The following is a 15,892-nucleotide window of genomic DNA, read 5'->3' on the forward strand; positions in this document are numbered from 1 at the left end:
AAAAGAAATCGGCCGCCAGTCTGGCAGCCGATTGTTGATCAGCAAAATCAATTCTGCTGGGCCTGCATAAGTGCAGCTTCTGGCGTTCAGGCCTGCGTCCAGCGCCCATCCGCCGCATCCGAGCGCACGCAGGCATCAATGAAGCGCATGCCGCGTACCCCATCCTCGGCCGTCGGGCACAGCAGCGACTGCGCGCTCGGCGCACGGTGCTCGCGGCGCGCCATGATCCGCTCGGCCGCCTCGCTGTAGATGTTGGCGAACGCCTCCAGCAGCCCCTCCGGCTGGCCCGCCTTGATTCGCGTCGACAACCTGGCCGACTCGCTCAGCCAGGCCTCGCCACGGCGCAGGATCTGGTGCGGCTGGTCCTGATGACGCAGCTCCAGCCGGTCGGGTTCCTCTTGATGCCAGTACAGCGATCCGGTGGAGCCGAACACGCGCAACTGCAGGCCATGCCGGTGCCCGGCCGCCACGAAGCTGGCCCACAGCATGCCGCGCGCGCCATTCTGCAGGCGCAGCTTCACGTGTGCGTTGTCGTCCGACTGGCGCCCCGGCACCAGGGTGCTCAGCTCGGCCGACACTTCGCTGACCTCCTGCCCGGTGACAAAGCGCAGCAACTGGTGGGCATGCACGCCCACATCCGCCAGCACCGATGAGGCCCCGGCCTGGGCCGGGTCGGTGCGCCAGGCCAGCGCCTTGACCCCTTGCTGCTCCAGCGGGTGGGTGCCGAAGGCGCTGGCGTGTTCCACCTGCACCAGGCGCACCTCGCCGATGGCGCCGCGCGCGATCAGCTCGCGGGCTTCGCGCACCAATGGGTAGCCACTGTAGTTGTGGGTCAGCAGGTGCAGCGCCGGGCCCTTGCGTGCGCGTTCAAGCAGTTGCTGCGCCTCGGCCAGGCTCGAGGCCAGCGGCTTGTCGCAGATCACGTCGATGCCCTGGTCGAGAAACGCCAGGCTGGCCGGCACGTGCACCGCGTTGGGCGCCATGATCGCCACCGCCTGCACGCCATCGGCGCGCGCGGCTTCGGCCACGGCCATGCGCTGGAAGTCCGGGTACACCCGCTCCGGCGCTACGCCGTAGGCCTGGGCAGCGGCGCGGTTGCGTGCCGGGTCGCGGGCGAAGACCCCGGCCACCAGTTCGAAGTGCCCGTCCAGTTGCGCGGCGTAGCGGTGGGTGGCGCCGATCGACGACTCCAGGCCGCCACCGACAAAGCCCAGGCGCAGGCGCTGGCTGGGGTTGGCTACGGTTTTCATTGCGCGGCTCCTTGCGCGGTGCGCTGCAGGTGGGCGAAGTGGTTGATGGCCAGCACGTAGCCATGGGTGCCGAACCCGGCCAGTACCGCCTGGGCCACCAGCGACACATAGGAGTGGTGGCGGAAGGCTTCACGCTTGTGCACGTTGGAAATGTGCACCTCGATCACCGGCACCTCGGCGGCGATCAGCGCGTCGTGGATCGCCACCGAGGTATGGGTCCAGGCACCGGGGTTGATCACGATGCCGGCCACGCGGCCACGGGCCTGGTGAATCCAGTCGATCATCTGGCCCTCGTGGTTGGTCTGGTGGAACTCGATGTTCAGGTCCAGGTGTTGGCCGGCGCTGTGGCACAGCGCCTGCACATCGGCCAGGGTTTCGCGGCCGTACACCTCGGGCTGGCGCAGGCCGAGCATGTTGAGGTTGGGGCCATTGAGCACGAGCAGGGTCTTCATTGGGCGGTTTCCGTAGCAGGGGTGGTGCGCAGGGCCTTGGCCCGCAGCGCGTCATACACGGGTTTGTCGAGGGCCACGGCGTCCGGCTTGCCGAGCTGGTCCAGGGGCGTGCGGTAGGTTTCCGGAGCGCTCCAGGCAGCCACGGCCGAAATGGCGGTGACCGCGCAGGTGATGGCGCCGATCAGCAGCGGCACGTTGTTCGAGCCGGGCGGGGCCACGGCGGTGAACAGCGCCGGAAGCAGGGCGGTGATCATGTAGCCGACGTTCTGCGCGATGGCCATGGCCGACACGCGGTAGTGAGTCTGGAACTGTTCGGGGAAGAAGCTTGGGAAGATCGCGTTGTAGCCCTGGTAGACCATGCCCCACATCAGCAGCGAGGCGCCGAACGCCAGCGGCAGGTTGTGCAGGCTGATGGCATACAGGTAGACGAACGACATCAGCCCGCAGCCCAATGCGCTGCCGATGATCAGCGGGCGCCGGCCGATGCGGTCGGAGAGGTTGCCCACAAACGGGATCACCAGCACCGCGACGATGTTGCCCACCACCGGAATCCACAGGTACACGCTCTTGTCGAAGCCCACGCCATAGGCCGGCTGCACCGCGTAGGCGGCGCCGAAGATGGTGGTCACCACCGGGATCACGTTCATCAGCGACACGCCGAACACCACCAGCATGCCGCGCCAGCTGTAGGTGAAGGCATCGCGGATCGGCGAGCGCGCGGTCTGCTTGGCGGCCACCTTGAAGGCCTCGGGCTCCTTGACCTCGCGGCGAATGATGTAGGCGGCGATCAGCACCGCGGCGCTGAGCAGGAACGGGATGCGCCAGCCCCAGCTGTTGAAGGCGTCGCTGGGCATGAAGTACGCCAGCGGCAGGAACACCGCCGCTGCCATCACCTGGCCGGCCTGTACGCCCTGCAGGGTGAAGCTGGCAAAGAAGCCGCGGCGCCCGGGCGGTGCGTGTTCGAGAATCATCGAGCTGGCCCCGGCGATCTCGCCGGCCACCGCAAAGCCCTGCACCAGGCGCAGCACCACCAGCAGTGCCGGCGCCCAGTAGCCGATCTGCTCGAAGGTCGGCAGCAGGCCCACGGCCATGGTCGCGATGCCCATCAGAAACATGCACAGCAGCAACACGTTCTTGCGCCCGCGGGTGTCGCCCCAGTGGCCGAGCACGAAGGCCCCGACCGGGCGCGCCAGGTAGCCCACGCCATAGGTGGCCAGGGAGGCGAAGATGGCCAGCTTGGGGTCGGTGCTGGGGAAGAAGATCTGCGGGAAGATCAGCGCCGCGGCCTGGGCATAGATGAAGAAGTCGTAGTACTCCAGCGCAGAGCCCACCCAACCGCTGGCGGTGGCTTTGCGGGTTTGGCGCGCACTGTGCGCGGCGTCATGTGTGGCCATCGCAATTCTCCGTTTGTTGTTTTTATTGGGGGCACGCAGGCGTCCCGGCGCAGGGCCGGGGCACCGATGTTCAGAGGCTGTCGATCATTACCGTGTGGCCGCAGCGGGCGGCTTGGCCAATGGCGTCGATGACCTGCAGGTTGCGCAGGCCGTCGCGCACGCTCACCAGCGGCCGGGCCTGGCCACGGATCACCTGGCAGAAGTGCGCCAGCTGGCGGGCCAGCGGGTCGGCCTCGTCGAGGCTGGCGGTGGCGCACTGGAACGGCCGCCACCACGAGCGCTGCTCGTCGCGGGCGTAGTACTTGAGGCGCATGGTCGGTATCGACAGCGAGCCCTGGGTGCCGGCCAGTACGTAGCAGTCCTCGTCGGCGTAGCTGGGGTAGTCGAGGTTCTCGCGGGCGGTCTGCTCCCAGCTGCGCGCGCTGGCGGCGGTGTCGGAGAGCATGAAGGTGCCCAGCGCGCCGCTGGCAAAGCGCAGGCTGATGGCGATGCTGTCTTCCACGGCAAAGTCGCGGGTGGCGTTGGACGCCTGGGCCTGCACCGCGACGATCTCGCCGCACAGCGAACGCAGGTTGCCGATCTCGTGGATCAGGTTGATCAGCACCGGGCCGCCGCCGGCCTCGCGGCGCCAGGGGGCGGCGTCGAAGTAGTCGTCGGGCTTGTAGAACAGCGCGCTGCCCATCACCGCCACCAGGTTGCCCAGTACCCCTTCGGCAATCACTTCGCGGGCCTTGTGCAGGATCGCACTGTGGGCGCGGTGGTGGCCCACCAGCAGGCGTGCATCACGCTGCTCGGCGATGGCCAGCAGGCGCTTGCCGTCTTCCAGGGTATGCGCCACCGGCTTTTCGATCAGTGCCGGTATGCCGTGCTCCACGCAGGCCAGTGCGCCGTCGACATGCAGGTGGTTGGGCGTGGCCAGGATCACCCCGTCCGGGCGCTGCGCGCCGAACAGTTCGGCCAGCCCCGGGTACAACGGTACGCCGCAGGCGTTGGCCAGTTCGGCGGCGGCGGGCGAGGGGTCGACGATGGCGGCCAGCTGGCACTCGGCGCTGGCCTGGATCAGTTCGATATGGCGGCGGCCGATCAGGCCGGCCCCGGCCACGGCAAGGCGTAATGCAGTCATGGTTCTCACTTTCTTGTTCTGGGTCGAAGCGCGTTTGTGAGAGGCTAATAAAAAAAGCGCCAGGAGATAATCGGGCCAGATGAAGAATCAGAATGCGCTGATAGCGAATAATGAGCCGTTGCTGCGTGACCTTCAGTTGTTCTGCGAGGTGGCGCGGCGCTCCAGCTTCATCGCGGCAGCCACCGAGACCGGCCTGTCGCCGGCGCATGTGAGCAAGCGCATCGCCACCCTGGAGACGATGCTCGGGGTCAAGCTGTTCAACCGCACCACGCGGCGGGTCAACATCACCAGCGATGGCGAGGCGACGTTCGTGTGGGCGCAGAAGATCCTCGAGGACGTGGGCGCGATGTTCGATGCGTTGTCCGGCGGGCAGCGCGAGCCGCAAGGCACCTTGCGCGTGTGCACCAGCCTGCGCCTGGGGCGCGAGCACGTGGCGCCGATCCTGTCGCTGCTACGGCGCCAGTACCCGGCGCTGGAGGTGTGGGTGGAGCTGCTGGACCGGCGCGTGGACCTGATTGCCGACAACTTCGATATCGATGTGCGGGTGGGCGAGGTGCAGGAAAAACACCTGATCGCGCACCGCATCGCCAGCAGCTCGCGGGTGCTGGCGGCCGCCCCGGACTACCTGGCGCGGCGCGGCCAGCCGCGGGTGCCGGCCGACCTGGCGCAGCATGACTGCCTGCTGTTTCGCAGCCGCGACGACCGTTTCGGGGTATGGCGCCTGGTGGGGCCCAATGGCGCCGAGACGGTGAAGGTGACCGGGCCGATGGCCTCCAACCACAGCGACATCGTGCGCCAGTGGGCCCATGACGGGCACGGCATCATCATGGCATCGCGCTGGGACGTGGCGGCCAGCCTGACCAGCGGGGCGCTGGTGCAGGTGCTGCCGGGGTATCACCAGCCGGCGGACATCTGGGCGGTGACGGCGGTGCGCTCGTCAAGTTCGGCCAAGGTGCGCAGTTGCGTGGCGTTTCTGCGTGAGCAACTGGCGCAGGGGCCCTATGCGCTGGCTGGGGGAAGGGCGGGGCAATAGTGGGGCGGCCTTCGCCAGCAAGGCTGGCGCCTGCACCCTGCGGGCGAAGGCCGGGCCCTCAGAACCAGCGGTCGCTGCGCTTGCGCCCGCGGCTGAGCATCGGCAGGATCAGCCCCGCCAGCAAGCCGGCCCCGGCAATGCCGCCGCCGTACACCATGTAGCGCATCAGCACCTGCTTGTTCTCGTCGCCCAGCTGCGCCTGGGTAGCGCGCAGTTGCGATTGCGCATCGCCAAGCTCGGCATTGAGCGCGGTGCTGCGCGCCTCCAGTTCGTCGATCAGGGCCTTGCGTGAATCAAGTGTCTCCTGCATGCCCTGCACCCGGGTCTTCCAGCTGTCGTCGATGGTCTTGAGCTGCTCGCTCAACTGGCTCACCTGTTCGCTCAGTTGCGGCACGCGCTCTGCCTGGCCGGGCACCGTCTGCAGGTCGCTGCTGTTGATCCACACGGTATCGCCCGACTCGCCACGTACCTGGCTGTAGTTGCCCTGGCTGGTCAGCAGGGTGACCTTCTGGCCGGATTTGAGGTTGCCGACGATCCGGTGCCCGTCGGTAGGGCCGCTGCGCACGTAGGTGCTGAGGCTGTCGCTGACCCAGCGTTCATTGCCGCTGCCTTCCTCGGCGTGGGCCGGGCCACACAGGATGACCAGGCTGCCGAGCAGGCCGGGGATAAGAGAGCGCCGTGCGCGAAGCTGAAAAGATGGGGGCATGGTGATCTTCTTGAAAACGGAAAAAATGAAACCCACAGACCATTTTTTGCCCGTCAGGTTCACTGCGCACTGACGAAGGGCAGGCACGAATCGTGGCAATGCCGGAGAAGTTTCCTACCTGACAGCAGGATGCCCCCTGATAGGGGCGGGGCATGACCGGGAATAGTCTTACGCGGCTTGAACAACGGTCTGTCTTTCTCATGTTATGGAGTCTTTCAATGGTTGCTAAACGCACCACGAACTACCTGGCCGCCAGCAGCCTGCTGATGGTGCTGGCCGGTTGTGCCGGCGTGCCCGTGCCCACCGAGCAGGTCGAACTGACCCGCAACGCGGTCAGCCGCGCCGTGACCGCCGACGCCACCCAGTACGCGCCAGCCGAAATGAAGGCCGCCCAGGACAAGCTGTACGCCGTCGAGCGCGCCCTGGGCGAACGGAACCTTGTCGCGGCCCGCACCCTGGCCGAGCAGGCCGAGGCCGATGCCAACCTGGCCGAGCGCAAGGCGCGTGCCGCCAAGGCCCAGCAGCAACTGCGCAGCGCGCAGCAGGGCATTGAAGTGCTGAAGCAGGAAATGCTCCAGTCGCCCGACGCCATCACCCCCACGATCACGCCGTAAGGATGCCCGTCATGTCCGTCAAATACCTGTTGCCTGCCGTTTCCGTGATGGGCCTGTTGCTCGCCGGTTGCAGCACTACCGCCGAAAACCCTGGCCTGCTGCAAGCCCGCGAGCACTTCAGCGTGCTGCAGAGCAAGCCGGAGTCCAGCCGCCTGGCGGCACTGGAAACCAAGGATGCGTTCAATGCCCTGGGCAAGGCCGAGCTGGCTTCGATCAAGGACCGCAAGGCCCCGCAGATCGAGCAGCTGGCCTACCTGGCCAACCAGAAGATCGCCGTCGCCGAGCAGACCATTGCCCTGCGCCAGGCCGAAGCCGGCCTGCAGGGCATCGAGGCGCAGCGCACCCAGGCCCGCCTGGACGTGCGTACCGCGCAGCTCAAGGCCCTGCAGCAGCTCAAGGCCAAACAGACCGAGCGTGGCACCGTGGTGACCTTCGGCGATGTACTGTTCGACACCGGGCGTGCCGAGCTCAAGGCTGGCAGCCAGCGCAACATCGACCAGCTGGCCGAGTACCTGCGTGCCAACCCGGAGCGCAAGGTGCGGGTCGAGGGCTTCACCGACTCGACCGGCAGCGACAGCCTCAACCAGCAGCTGTCAGAGCGTCGCGCAGCGGCTGTGACCAACGCCCTGCGCCGCAACGGGGTGGATGCCGGGCGCATCATCAGTGCCGGCTATGGCAAGGAGTACCCGGTGGCCTCCAACGCCGACGCGCAGTCGCGTCAGCTCAACCGCCGCGTCGAAGTGATCATCTCCCACGGCAATGCTGCCGTCGGCCAGCGCTGAGGCCTACAGCAGCCGGGTCAGCAGCCAGTACAGCCCGCCCGACAGCATGATCGCTGCGGGCAGGGTCAGTACCCAGGCCATCGCCAGGTTGGCGATGGTGCGCAATTGCAGGCCCGAACCGTTGGCCACCATGGTGCCGGCCACCCCGGACGACAGCACGTGGGTGGTCGACACCGGCAGCCCGTACATGTCCGCCGCACCGATGGTGCACATCGCCACCAGCTCCGCCGAAGCCCCCTGGGCGTAGGTGAGGTGGGTCTTGCCGATCTTTTCGCCCACCGTGACCACGATGCGCCGCCAGCCGACCATCGTGCCCAGCCCCAGGGCAATCGCCACCGCCACCTTGACCCACAACGGAATGAACCGGGTGGCGTCGTCGATGCGGCTCTTGAACAACTGCACCTGCGCGGTGGCGGCCGCGTCGAGCCCGCCGTGCTGGTGCTTTTGCATCAGGCGGATGGCTTCGCTGGTCAGGTACATGTCGTTGCGCACGTTGGCCATGGCCTCGGCCGGTACGTGGGTCAGCGAGCCGTAGCCTGCGACTTCCTCGCCGATCAGGCCGGCCAGTGCCGCCAGGGCCGGTACCAGCTCGGCGCTCGGTTGCCGCTCGCGCAGGTACAGGGTGAGGGTGGCGCGCGGGTCGCCGACATGAGGCTGCGCCGACTGGCCGAGCAACTGCTGCTGGGTGGCCTGGGCCACGGCGGCAAACTGCAGCGACTGGTCGGCCGGCATGGTGCGGTTAAGCGCGTAGGCCATCGGCAGGGTACCCACCAGAATCAGCATGATCAGGCCCATGCCCTTCTGCCCGTCGTTGGAGCCGTGGGCGAACGACACCCCGGTGCAGGTGGCGATCAGCAGGCCGCGAATCCACCAGGGCGGCGGGGCGTCGCCGACCGGCGCCTGGTACAGCTCGCGGCGCTTGACCAGCATGCGCAGGCCCACCAGCAGCAGCGCCGCACAGGCAAAGCCCACCAGGGGCGAGAACAGCAGCGCGTAGCCCACCTTGCTGGCCTGGGTCCAGTCCACGCCGCTGGTGCCGTCGCGCCCGTTCATCAGCGCATTGGCCACGCCCACGCCGATGATCGAGCCGATCAGGGTGTGCGAGGAGGAGGCCGGCAGCCCCAGCCACCAGGTGCCCAGGTTCCAGATGATCGCGGCCAGCAGCAGGGCGAAGACCATGGCAAAGCCGGTGGCCGAACCCACCTGCAGGATCAGCTCCACCGGCAGCAGGGCAATGATGCCGAAGGCCACCGCGCCGCTGGACAGCAGCACCCCGATGAAATTCCAGCACCCCGACCACACCACGGCAAACTGCGCCGGCAGCGAGTTGGTGTAGATCACGGTGGCCACGGCGTTGGCGGTGTCGTGGAAACCGTTGACGAATTCGAAACCCAGGGCAATCAGCAGTGCCAGGCCCAGCAGCAGGAAGGGCGTCCAGGTGGTGACCACGGTACCGGCGGCATCGATGTCGCGGAACAGGCTCCAGGCGGTGTACACCAGGCCCCCCAGCAACAGGCAGACGAACAGGGTGACGGAGGCGCGGCCGGGGCGGGTGGCCAGTTGTGCAAGGGAGGGGCGGCCACCCGCGGAGTCAAGGGTGGTGCTGATCGGGGTTGTCATTAGACGGGTCCGGTAGGGTGGAAGTCGTGCCTGGCGCATCAAGGATAAAAACCCTGAGTGATGGCATAGTGACTTCGATCAACAAAAACGCGGGTTCCCCAGCTACGCTTACACCCAGGCAGTGGGAGGAACGTGCCGATGATTCAGTGCAAACGGGCCTATGAGGCGCCTGCGCCGCAGGATGGCGAGCGGGTGCTGGTGGATCGGATGTGGCCGCGCAACCGGCGCAAGGATCAGTTGCACCTGAGTGCCTGGCTACCGGAGGTGGCGCCGTCGTCGGCCTTGCGCCAGGCCTTTCACCGCGGTGAGGTGGACTACGACGGGTTCTGCCAGCGGTATCGCCAGGAGCTGGCCGACCGGCCGCAGCATTGGTGGGGGCTGCTGGACAAGGCCCGTGGCGGCACCCTGACCCTGGTGTACGCGTTCAAGGATGAACAGCACAACAATGCGCGGGTGCTGGCCCAGTGGCTGGAGGATGAGCTGGATCGCCAGGGGCCCGGGAGTTCGCCGGTTTGCTATGCCGATGAGCTGGGGCCTAAAGTGTGACTCTCTGAATCTGCGTTACGGCCATCGCGGGTCAAGCCCGCTCCCACAAGGCCCCCGCCTTACCTGTGGCAGCGGGCTTGACCTGCGATGGCCGCGCCGAAAATCCCCTGACGGGCACCCAAATGACCCCAACCCTGACCCCCGCCACCGACCTGCACCGAACCTTCGCCCGCGACCTCACGCGCCGCGCCATGCTGGCGTACTACCGCGAATTCGATCTGCTCTGGCTGGAGGAAGCCTTCGACCAGGCCTGGGGCTGGCGCGAGCAATGGCTGATTGTCGACGCCGAACAGCCCCTGGGCTTCTGCAGCCTCAGCCAGGACAGCCGTGCGCTGTACATCCGCGAACTGCACCTGGTCGAGGCCGCCCGCGGCAAGGGTATCGGTGGCTGGGTGCTGGAGCAACTGGCCGAATGGGCCGGCAGGCGCCATCTGCCGCTGCTGCGCCTGACCGTGTTCAAGAGCAATCCGGCCCAGGCCCTGTACCTGCGCCACGGCTTCGTCGCGCAGGGTGAGGACGAATGCTTCGTGCGCATGCAGCGGGTTATCGGCTAGCACTCTGCACGCAGGTCAGCCCCGGCTGCGGGGTACCGGCGGCCACCCGGCTTACCTGCACCACGCAGCCCTGGCGCACGGTGGCGTCGAGCAAGGGGCCCTGCACCGGCAGCAGGTCGCCGATCAGCAGGTTCTGCAGCAATGGCTTGCCCTCGAAACGGTTGCTGCCCAGCAGCACCTGGTCCATGCCTTCCACCCGAACCACCGCCTTGCCCACCCGGCCCAGGGTGTTGCCGCCCAGAATCAGTGGCCCGGCCAGCGGCTGGGTGTTGCGCAGGCTGATGGCGTACTCGGGGGTGTTGCCGATGTGGTTTTCCAGCATGACCGCGCCAGCCACGTCGCTGGCGTCCACCGCGCTGCCCTGGCTGTTGCCGATGAAGTTGCCTTCGATCAGCACCGGCATCTCGCCCTTGAGGTTGCGCAGCAGCACGCCGTTGCCGCGGCTGGCGCCGATGCGGTTGCCGCTCAGCAGCAGGGCGCCTTGCTGGTCGCTGACCTCGATGGCGGCCTTGTGCGTGCCCAGGATCAGGTTGTCGTCGAGCCAGGCGCGGGTCTGCCCGCGCAGGCGGATGCCGCTGTTGTTGTCGACCCCGCGAATCTGGTTGTGCGCCATGCGCATCTGGCTGTCGCGCACGTCCACGCCATACTGCTGGGCACTTTCGAAGCGGCTGCCCTCGATCACCCCACGGCTGTGCTGCAGCTCCACCGCCGACAGCTCGCTGAACTGGCTGTCGCGTATCAGCACGCTGGCCGGCCGGGTGGCCGGCGATTGCTGGCTGCTCAGGGCAGTGGTTAGGCCCCGCGAGAGGTTGGCGTTGTAGCCCAGGCGGTTGAGGGTGGCGCCGATCAGCTGGGTATGGCTGCCGGCCCAGGCCACCACGAACGGGCGCCAGGCGCGCTCGGTGTTGCCGGCCTTGTCGCCGGCCACGCTTTCCAGGCGCGACTGGTTCAGGCCCAGCCAGCCCTGGTTGATCAGGGCCGTGCCCGAATAGCTGTAGAGGTACAGGCTGGTGCCCTCCAGCACCAGCCCGCCATCGGCGGCGATCATCAGCGGGTAGCTGAGCAGGTAGCCGTCCTTGTAGCGCTTGAGTACCTGCGGGTTGTTCAGGGTGTCGGCCAACTGCGCCAGGGTGATGCTGCCACCCTGGATCAGCACCGCCTGCGGGTGGTGCGCCTGGTAGCCGGCCACGGCGCGGAACAGGCCGTTGTTGACGAACGGCTCGAACGGCCAGCTGCCGCCCTGGGCCGAGAACATCGGTTGCAGGCTGACAGTGGCACGCCCGCCGGGGCGCGGGCGTTCCTGCAGGGTGAAGCTCACTGCTTCGCGGGTGCTGGCCTGCACCTGTTGCACCTGCGCCTGGTAGTCGTTGGGGCTGACCACGCGCAGTGCCTGCTGCATCGGCAGGCCCTGGGTGGCGGCGTGGGCCACGCCGGCGAGGCCGGCCAGCAGCAGGCCGGCCAGTCGGGTAAAGCGGAAAATGCGGGCAGGCTGGGCCATGGCGATTCGTCCTTGGGTTACGGCAAAGGGGGGTAGAAGGGCTTGAGCGGGCCGCCGATCTGACTGTAGTTGTCGACGTTGCCGTCCTCGCTTTCGTACAGCTGACGGGCCAGGCGATTGTTGGGCGCGCGGTACAGGAACGGGATCAGCCAGGCCAGCTTGTAGGGGGCTACCTCGGTCTGGGCCTGGCCCATCAGTTCGGGCAGCGGGCCGGGGTCGAGCACCGTGCGTGCGGCGAAGTTGCCCAGCAGCTCCAGGGTCTGCTGGTCGTGTTCGCTCCAGGGCAGGCCATTGGCCCGCGCCGACTCGGCCAGCAGCACCAGCGGCACCAGCGCGTACTGGCTGTAGGTGGCGGCAAGCCGGGCACGCGCCACTTCCAGTGGCAGGTAGGCATAGCTGCCGTCCCCGCTGCGCACCGCCTGCTGCAGGCCGCGACGCAGATTGCCGTCGGCCCAGCGGATGAAGTCGTCGCGCTGCACCAGCATGCCGCTGGCGGCCACGGCCCAGGCGGCCCAGTAGTCGTGGTTGTTGAACCAGGTGAAGCTGGCGGCCTGGCGTGGCTGGTACTCGCGGATGATCAGTTCGCCGAGCTGTTCGAACCAGCGCGTCTGGGCCGGCGACAGCTGCACCTGGCCGTTGCTGGCGGCCTGGGTCAGCAGCAGCGTCGAGGCCATGGCCGCCACCGCCCACTTGCGCGCCGCCATGCCGGTGCTGCTGGCATCCGGGTTGAGCAGGGCACCGGCCTGCGCCCAGTGCTCCAGCCACTGGTCCTGGCAGGCCAGGGCCATGTTGGCCTGCTGCGGGGTCTTGGCGCGCTGGAAGCGCTTGCTGGCGAAGATCAGCCCGGCGATGAACTGCTTGACCTGCTTGCTCGCCGCCTCGGTGTCGGCATCGGGGCGGCTGCGCAGGGTCGACTTGCTGGCATCGCGCTGGTCGTACTTGCTCTGCATGCGCAGGCTGGCGGTGTACGGTGGCGGCGGCTGTTTGCTGCACTGCAGGGTGCGGTAGTCGGCGATCATCGCCGACTGGGCGGTGGCCCGCGCCGGCCAGATCGATTGCGCGGCCAGGCTGCTGCCCAGCTGCAACCCGGCGCACAGGCCCAGGGTGGCGACCAGCCAGGGCTTCAGAGGCATAGACGGGTTTCCACCTGGGTGGCGGCCTGGCTCGGCTTGGTCGGTTCGAGGAACACCGAGAGCAGGTTGGCCCCGGCGAACTCCTTGGCCTTGCTCAGCTCCAGGTAGTACTGGCCACCGCTGACGGCCGCCTCGCGGCGAAACCACACCTTGTCGCGGGCACCGTTGTCGTAATACACGATCACGTAGAAGTCCTTGACGTTCTTGTCGCTGATGCGGATGTCCAGAAAGCCCTGGCCGCTGCCCAGTGCCTTGCGGCTTTCGCCGGCGTTGCTCAGCAGTTCGATGCGGTCGTTGACGCGCAGCGCAGGGCGCTGCAGGCGGTTGCCCAGCACCGGTGTGGAGGTGCTGCAACCGCCCTTGACCGCTGGAATCAGCTGGCGGTACATCTGGTCGGACTCCAGCTGGTAGTTGGCCGGCAGCTCCCAGATGATCAGTCTGGGCGGTGCGTCGGGCTTGTAGTTCTCGGACAGCAGGTATTCGAGCAGCGAGCCGTCCTGGCCAACGCCGGGCAGGGCGTAGTTGAGGATGTCGACATCCAGGTACTGCTTGAGGTAGCCGTCGAAGTTGAACTGCTTGCTCTCGTCCTCACGGGCTGCGGCGTTACTGTCGCCCACCAGGATCACCTGCGGGTCGGGGGCTTCGTCGAACAGTGCGTCGGCATCGTCGGCCACCGGGATGGTCTGGTAGCCGCGCACATACTGGAAGCCGTAGTTGTTGCCGCAGATGCTGCTCATCGCCAGGTTCATGGTGCCGTCCTTGGGCACCATCACGCCGGGCTCGGTGCGGTAGTGCTTCTTGGTCAGGTCGGCATAGAACGGCTGGCGGCGCACCTCATCGGCCACCAGGCGTGCGGTGGCCTCGGCACCGCTGGGGGTCCAGTGGTGGTCGCGGCGAAAGAAGTACTCGCCCGCCGGCGGGGTGCGCACCAGTTGCATCAGGTCGGGCACCACCGCGCCGCCGCTGCGCAGCTGCTGCAGGTAGCTGGCCAGGTTGTTGCTGGCGCGCTCGAAGTCGAACCCGTGCAACTGCCCGGGGTAGAGCTTGTCGCGGTGCATCAGCCCGCGGGTGGGCTGCACGGCCATGGCCACGTGGATACCCTGCTGGCGGAACGCGGCCATCAGGCGCGCGAACTCCGGGCGCATGGGCGCGGGGATGCCGAAGTCGTTGGTCAGGTCGACGGCCGAACGGAACAGCCAGCGGTCCTTGCCCGGGACGATCTCGCGCATCAGTTTCATCCGCCCTTCGGCGTATTTCTGCGGATCGCTCAGGGCCGGGCAGACCATGCACTCAAGGCTGGTGCAGCCGGGGCTGGGCGCCTCGGCGGCCTGGCCGGCCTGGCTGGCTGCAGCGAGTACGGCCATCAGGCCGAGGGAGGTAAGGATCTTCATGCGCGGTTCATCATCCTGTGTTCAAGGCCAGCCTGCGGTTACAGCGTGGGGTCGATGCTGTTGGCCACGCTGATGCTCTTGTAGCCATTGGCGGCGGGCAGCAGCACGTAGCTGTACGAGCGGCCTTTCTTGAGGAACAGGTCGTCGAACTGGGCGACGTTGCGCTGATCGACATAGGCGGCGAAGCCGATCTTGATTTCGTTGACCAGGCGACTGCCGGTCTGGTCCTTGCCCAGCGGGTCGATGACCGAGGTCTTGCCGTCGGAGGTCTTGAGGGCGGCCTGCGCGGGGGTCAGGTTGTAGAAGGCGATCTGGGCCTTTTTCGGTTCGTTGACGTATTTGTCGGCGATCAGGGTCAGGCCCTTGCCGTCATACACCACGGTGCTGGCGGCGTTGGCCTTGAGCTGCGGCTCGATGGCCTGCTTGTCGACCGCGATCTTGTGGCTGCCGGCAGGGGTGAAGCGGTAGCCGCTGAGCTGGCCGGGGGCGACCTTCTGTGGGTTGACCTTGCCGCTCAGGGTCACGTCGATGCTGCGATCGCTCAGGTTGAGCACGCGCACGAAGGCCGAGTCGGCCGGGGCCACGGCGTCGTAGAGGTCGGCATTGCCGTCGTTGGCGAGGCTGGCGGTGCTGACCAGCAGCAGGGCGGTGGCGGCGAGCAGTTGGCGTGGCGAACGGGTCATGGTGTATCTCCTTAGAAGTGTTGGGTCTGGTTCATCTGACGCTGGCCGCTGACCCGATGGGCCAGCAGGGTGCGCAGCGGGAATTCCCAGACCACGGTGTCGATGTCAGGGTTGCCCAGCTCATCGCTGGCCAGAAACTGGTTCATTGCCTCGAACGGCCCGCGGGCCTCCACGGCAATGCTCAGCAGGTCACGGTTGAGGGCTTCCTTGAGAAAACCGACGAAGTTCCAGTCGTCGATCTTGCTGTAGCTGGTACCTACCAGCAGCAGGCTTTGGGCCTGGTCGGCGAACAGCTCATCGCTGCTCTGTTCGGCCTTCAGGGTTTCGTACACGGCGATCTGGTTGGCGCCAAAGTCCGGCATCAGCCGGCTCTGGTCGAACTGGATGTAGTTCATCAGGTCGCCCTTGACGGTCTTTTGCGCGACCTGGTGCGACACATAGCGCTCCTGGCCCAGCAGCTCCGGGTGCTGGCGCGCCAGTTCGAAGGCGGCCAGGCGTGCGCCATCGGGGCTCCAGTGGGTGTCGGACTTGAGAAACAGCGGTGGGCCGCCGAGGTTGTCCAGAAACGCCGAGCGCAGCGGCGTCACCGTGACGTTGCGTGCCTGCAGCTGCGCCACGAAGCGGTCGTACAGGCTGATGGCGCGCGGATCGAACGGGTGCTCGGCATGCGCGGCATAGATGTCCAGCTTCATCGGCAACGGCAGCAGCACCAGGCGCTTGCCGTGCTGCGCCAGTTGCGCCTGCACGGCGTCGATCTGTGCCAGCTGGCCTTGCAGGTTGGCCTCCAGGTCATTGGGCACACGGTATTCCTGGGAGGTATAGAGCCAGCCGTCCTTGCCCAGTACCACGCCCTTGGTGCCCTCCCTGAACAGCAGGTACTGCGCGTCGGCCCACAGCTGCACCGAGGGCTCACGCAGGAAGAAGCGCTTGTCGTAGGCCTGCTCGAACTTGCGCAGCAGCTTGCCGTCGACGAACAGGTTCCAGGCGTCACTCTGGTTTTTCGCGAAACTGAAAACCGGCGGCAGGGAGTAGACGAACATCCCCGCCAGCACCAGGCAGAACAGAATGCCGTTGACCTTGCTTGCCGAGTTCATCACCGGGTACATGACAGTC

General features: G+C 67.1%; 16 protein-coding genes. 5 read left to right on the forward strand and 11 right to left on the reverse strand.

Annotated features, from left to right (window positions below; genetic code table 11):
• Nucleotides 1–86: 86 nt before the first annotated feature.
• The 4 genes from KH389_RS10375 to KH389_RS10390 all read right to left on the reverse strand — a co-directional run bounded on the left by KH389_RS10375 (nt 87) and on the right by KH389_RS10390 (nt 4,219).
• On the reverse strand, nt 87–1,250 hold the full coding sequence (locus tag KH389_RS10375) for a Gfo/Idh/MocA family protein (protein ID WP_116053550.1): 1,164 nt from the start codon (nt 1,248–1,250) through the stop codon (nt 87–89).
• Complete coding sequence (gene aroQ / locus KH389_RS10380) at nt 1,247–1,702, reverse strand: type II 3-dehydroquinate dehydratase (protein ID WP_213607305.1); 456 nt, start codon at nt 1,700–1,702, stop codon at nt 1,247–1,249. The genes KH389_RS10375 and aroQ overlap by 4 nt, the downstream gene beginning before the upstream one ends.
• Entirely contained in the window at nt 1,699–3,096 is a 1,398-nt protein-coding gene (locus KH389_RS10385) for an MFS transporter (RefSeq protein ID WP_043861096.1), read from the reverse strand. Before KH389_RS10385 ends, aroQ begins: the two co-directional genes overlap by 4 nt.
• Before the next feature lie 70 nt (nt 3,097–3,166).
• Nucleotides 3,167–4,219 carry a Gfo/Idh/MocA family protein gene (locus tag KH389_RS10390; protein WP_213607306.1) on the reverse strand — a complete coding sequence of 351 codons (1,053 nt, stop codon included), beginning with the start codon at nt 4,217–4,219 and terminating at the stop codon, nt 3,167–3,169.
• Nucleotides 4,220–4,298: 79 nt separating this feature from the next.
• Between KH389_RS10390 and KH389_RS10395 the strand changes: the two genes are divergently transcribed.
• A complete protein-coding gene (locus tag KH389_RS10395; RefSeq protein ID WP_043861094.1) occupies nt 4,299–5,252 on the forward strand; it encodes a LysR family transcriptional regulator in 954 nt (317 codons plus the stop codon).
• A gap of 58 nt (nt 5,253–5,310) precedes the next feature.
• On the opposite strand, the gene KH389_RS10400 is transcribed toward KH389_RS10395, so the two are convergent.
• Nucleotides 5,311–5,958, reverse strand: a complete 648-nt coding sequence (locus KH389_RS10400; RefSeq protein WP_054916521.1) for a TIGR04211 family SH3 domain-containing protein — start codon at nt 5,956–5,958, stop codon at nt 5,311–5,313.
• Between the two features lie 218 nt (nt 5,959–6,176).
• Here KH389_RS10400 and KH389_RS10405 point away from each other — a divergent pair, with 218 nt between their 5' ends.
• Nucleotides 6,177–6,572 carry a DUF4398 domain-containing protein gene (locus KH389_RS10405; protein WP_052504235.1) on the forward strand — a complete coding sequence of 132 codons (396 nt, stop codon included), beginning with the start codon at nt 6,177–6,179 and terminating at the stop codon, nt 6,570–6,572.
• Nucleotides 6,573–6,583: 11 nt separating this feature from the next.
• Nucleotides 6,584–7,354 (forward strand): OmpA family protein, encoded by a 771-nt coding sequence (locus tag KH389_RS10410; protein ID WP_043861092.1) that lies wholly within the window; start codon nt 6,584–6,586, stop codon nt 7,352–7,354.
• 3 nt (nt 7,355–7,357) lie between these two features.
• Here the strand turns inward: KH389_RS10410 and KH389_RS10415 are convergent, their stop codons facing one another.
• Complete coding sequence (locus KH389_RS10415; RefSeq protein WP_054916494.1) at nt 7,358–8,974, reverse strand: inorganic phosphate transporter; 1,617 nt, start codon at nt 8,972–8,974, stop codon at nt 7,358–7,360.
• 138 nt (nt 8,975–9,112) lie between these two features.
• Here KH389_RS10415 and KH389_RS10420 point away from each other — a divergent pair, with 138 nt between their 5' ends.
• Both KH389_RS10420 and KH389_RS10425 read left to right on the forward strand, forming a co-directional pair.
• Entirely contained in the window at nt 9,113–9,520 is a 408-nt protein-coding gene (locus KH389_RS10420) for a DUF488 domain-containing protein (protein WP_054916493.1), read from the forward strand.
• A gap of 122 nt (nt 9,521–9,642) precedes the next feature.
• A complete protein-coding gene (locus tag KH389_RS10425; protein ID WP_043860275.1) occupies nt 9,643–10,074 on the forward strand; it encodes a GNAT family N-acetyltransferase in 432 nt (143 codons plus the stop codon).
• Here KH389_RS10425 and KH389_RS10430 read toward each other — a convergent pair.
• Genes KH389_RS10430 through KH389_RS10450 form a run of 5 tightly spaced genes read right to left on the reverse strand, consistent with a single transcriptional unit; the run spans nt 10,064 to nt 15,885 of the window.
• The gene (locus KH389_RS10430; protein ID WP_054916492.1) at nt 10,064–11,572 is read right to left on the reverse strand and encodes a right-handed parallel beta-helix repeat-containing protein; all 1,509 of its coding nucleotides are present in this window, start codon (nt 11,570–11,572) and stop codon (nt 10,064–10,066) included. The two genes, KH389_RS10425 and KH389_RS10430, sit on opposite strands and share 11 nt — an antisense overlap.
• A 17-nt stretch (nt 11,573–11,589) precedes the next feature.
• Nucleotides 11,590–12,705: a polysaccharide lyase gene (locus KH389_RS10435; protein WP_043860256.1), complete on the reverse strand. Its 1,116-nt coding sequence runs from the start codon at nt 12,703–12,705 to the stop codon at nt 11,590–11,592.
• Complete coding sequence (locus tag KH389_RS10440; RefSeq protein ID WP_043860257.1) at nt 12,696–14,096, reverse strand: alginate O-acetyltransferase AlgX-related protein; 1,401 nt, start codon at nt 14,094–14,096, stop codon at nt 12,696–12,698. Before KH389_RS10440 ends, KH389_RS10435 begins: the two co-directional genes overlap by 10 nt.
• Before the next feature lie 38 nt (nt 14,097–14,134).
• Complete coding sequence (locus tag KH389_RS10445; RefSeq protein WP_043860258.1) at nt 14,135–14,779, reverse strand: alginate O-acetyltransferase AlgF; 645 nt, start codon at nt 14,777–14,779, stop codon at nt 14,135–14,137.
• Nucleotides 14,780–14,790: 11 nt separating this feature from the next.
• Nucleotides 14,791–15,885 (reverse strand): alginate O-acetyltransferase, encoded by a 1,095-nt coding sequence (locus KH389_RS10450; RefSeq protein WP_043860259.1) that lies wholly within the window; start codon nt 15,883–15,885, stop codon nt 14,791–14,793.
• Between the last annotated feature and the right edge of the window lie 7 nt (nt 15,886–15,892).

Source organism: Pseudomonas qingdaonensis, assembly GCF_018398475.1.
GTDB lineage: Bacteria > Pseudomonadota > Gammaproteobacteria > Pseudomonadales > Pseudomonadaceae > Aquipseudomonas > Aquipseudomonas palmensis.

Bases quoted from the DNA above. Each gene is read 5' to 3' on its own strand.
- KH389_RS10375 (WP_116053550.1), bottom strand. From the start codon at position 1,250: ATGAAAACCGTAGCCAACCCCAGCCAGCGCCTGCGCCTGGGCTTTGTC.
- aroQ (WP_213607305.1), bottom strand. From the start codon at position 1,702: ATGAAGACCCTGCTCGTGCTCAATGGCCCCAACCTCAACATGCTCGGC.
- KH389_RS10385 (WP_043861096.1), bottom strand. From the start codon at position 3,096: ATGGCCACACATGACGCCGCGCACAGTGCGCGCCAAACCCGCAAAGCC.
- KH389_RS10390 (WP_213607306.1), bottom strand. From the start codon at position 4,219: ATGACTGCATTACGCCTTGCCGTGGCCGGGGCCGGCCTGATCGGCCGC.
- KH389_RS10395 (WP_043861094.1), top strand. From the start codon at position 4,299: ATGAAGAATCAGAATGCGCTGATAGCGAATAATGAGCCGTTGCTGCGT.
- KH389_RS10400 (WP_054916521.1), bottom strand. From the start codon at position 5,958: ATGCCCCCATCTTTTCAGCTTCGCGCACGGCGCTCTCTTATCCCCGGC.
- KH389_RS10405 (WP_052504235.1), top strand. From the start codon at position 6,177: ATGGTTGCTAAACGCACCACGAACTACCTGGCCGCCAGCAGCCTGCTG.
- KH389_RS10410 (WP_043861092.1), top strand. From the start codon at position 6,584: ATGTCCGTCAAATACCTGTTGCCTGCCGTTTCCGTGATGGGCCTGTTG.
- KH389_RS10415 (WP_054916494.1), bottom strand. From the start codon at position 8,974: ATGACAACCCCGATCAGCACCACCCTTGACTCCGCGGGTGGCCGCCCC.
- KH389_RS10420 (WP_054916493.1), top strand. From the start codon at position 9,113: ATGATTCAGTGCAAACGGGCCTATGAGGCGCCTGCGCCGCAGGATGGC.
- KH389_RS10425 (WP_043860275.1), top strand. From the start codon at position 9,643: ATGACCCCAACCCTGACCCCCGCCACCGACCTGCACCGAACCTTCGCC.
- KH389_RS10430 (WP_054916492.1), bottom strand. From the start codon at position 11,572: ATGGCCCAGCCTGCCCGCATTTTCCGCTTTACCCGACTGGCCGGCCTG.
- KH389_RS10435 (WP_043860256.1), bottom strand. From the start codon at position 12,705: ATGCCTCTGAAGCCCTGGCTGGTCGCCACCCTGGGCCTGTGCGCCGGG.
- KH389_RS10440 (WP_043860257.1), bottom strand. From the start codon at position 14,096: ATGAAGATCCTTACCTCCCTCGGCCTGATGGCCGTACTCGCTGCAGCC.
- KH389_RS10445 (WP_043860258.1), bottom strand. From the start codon at position 14,779: ATGACCCGTTCGCCACGCCAACTGCTCGCCGCCACCGCCCTGCTGCTG.
- KH389_RS10450 (WP_043860259.1), bottom strand. From the start codon at position 15,885: ATGTACCCGGTGATGAACTCGGCAAGCAAGGTCAACGGCATTCTGTTC.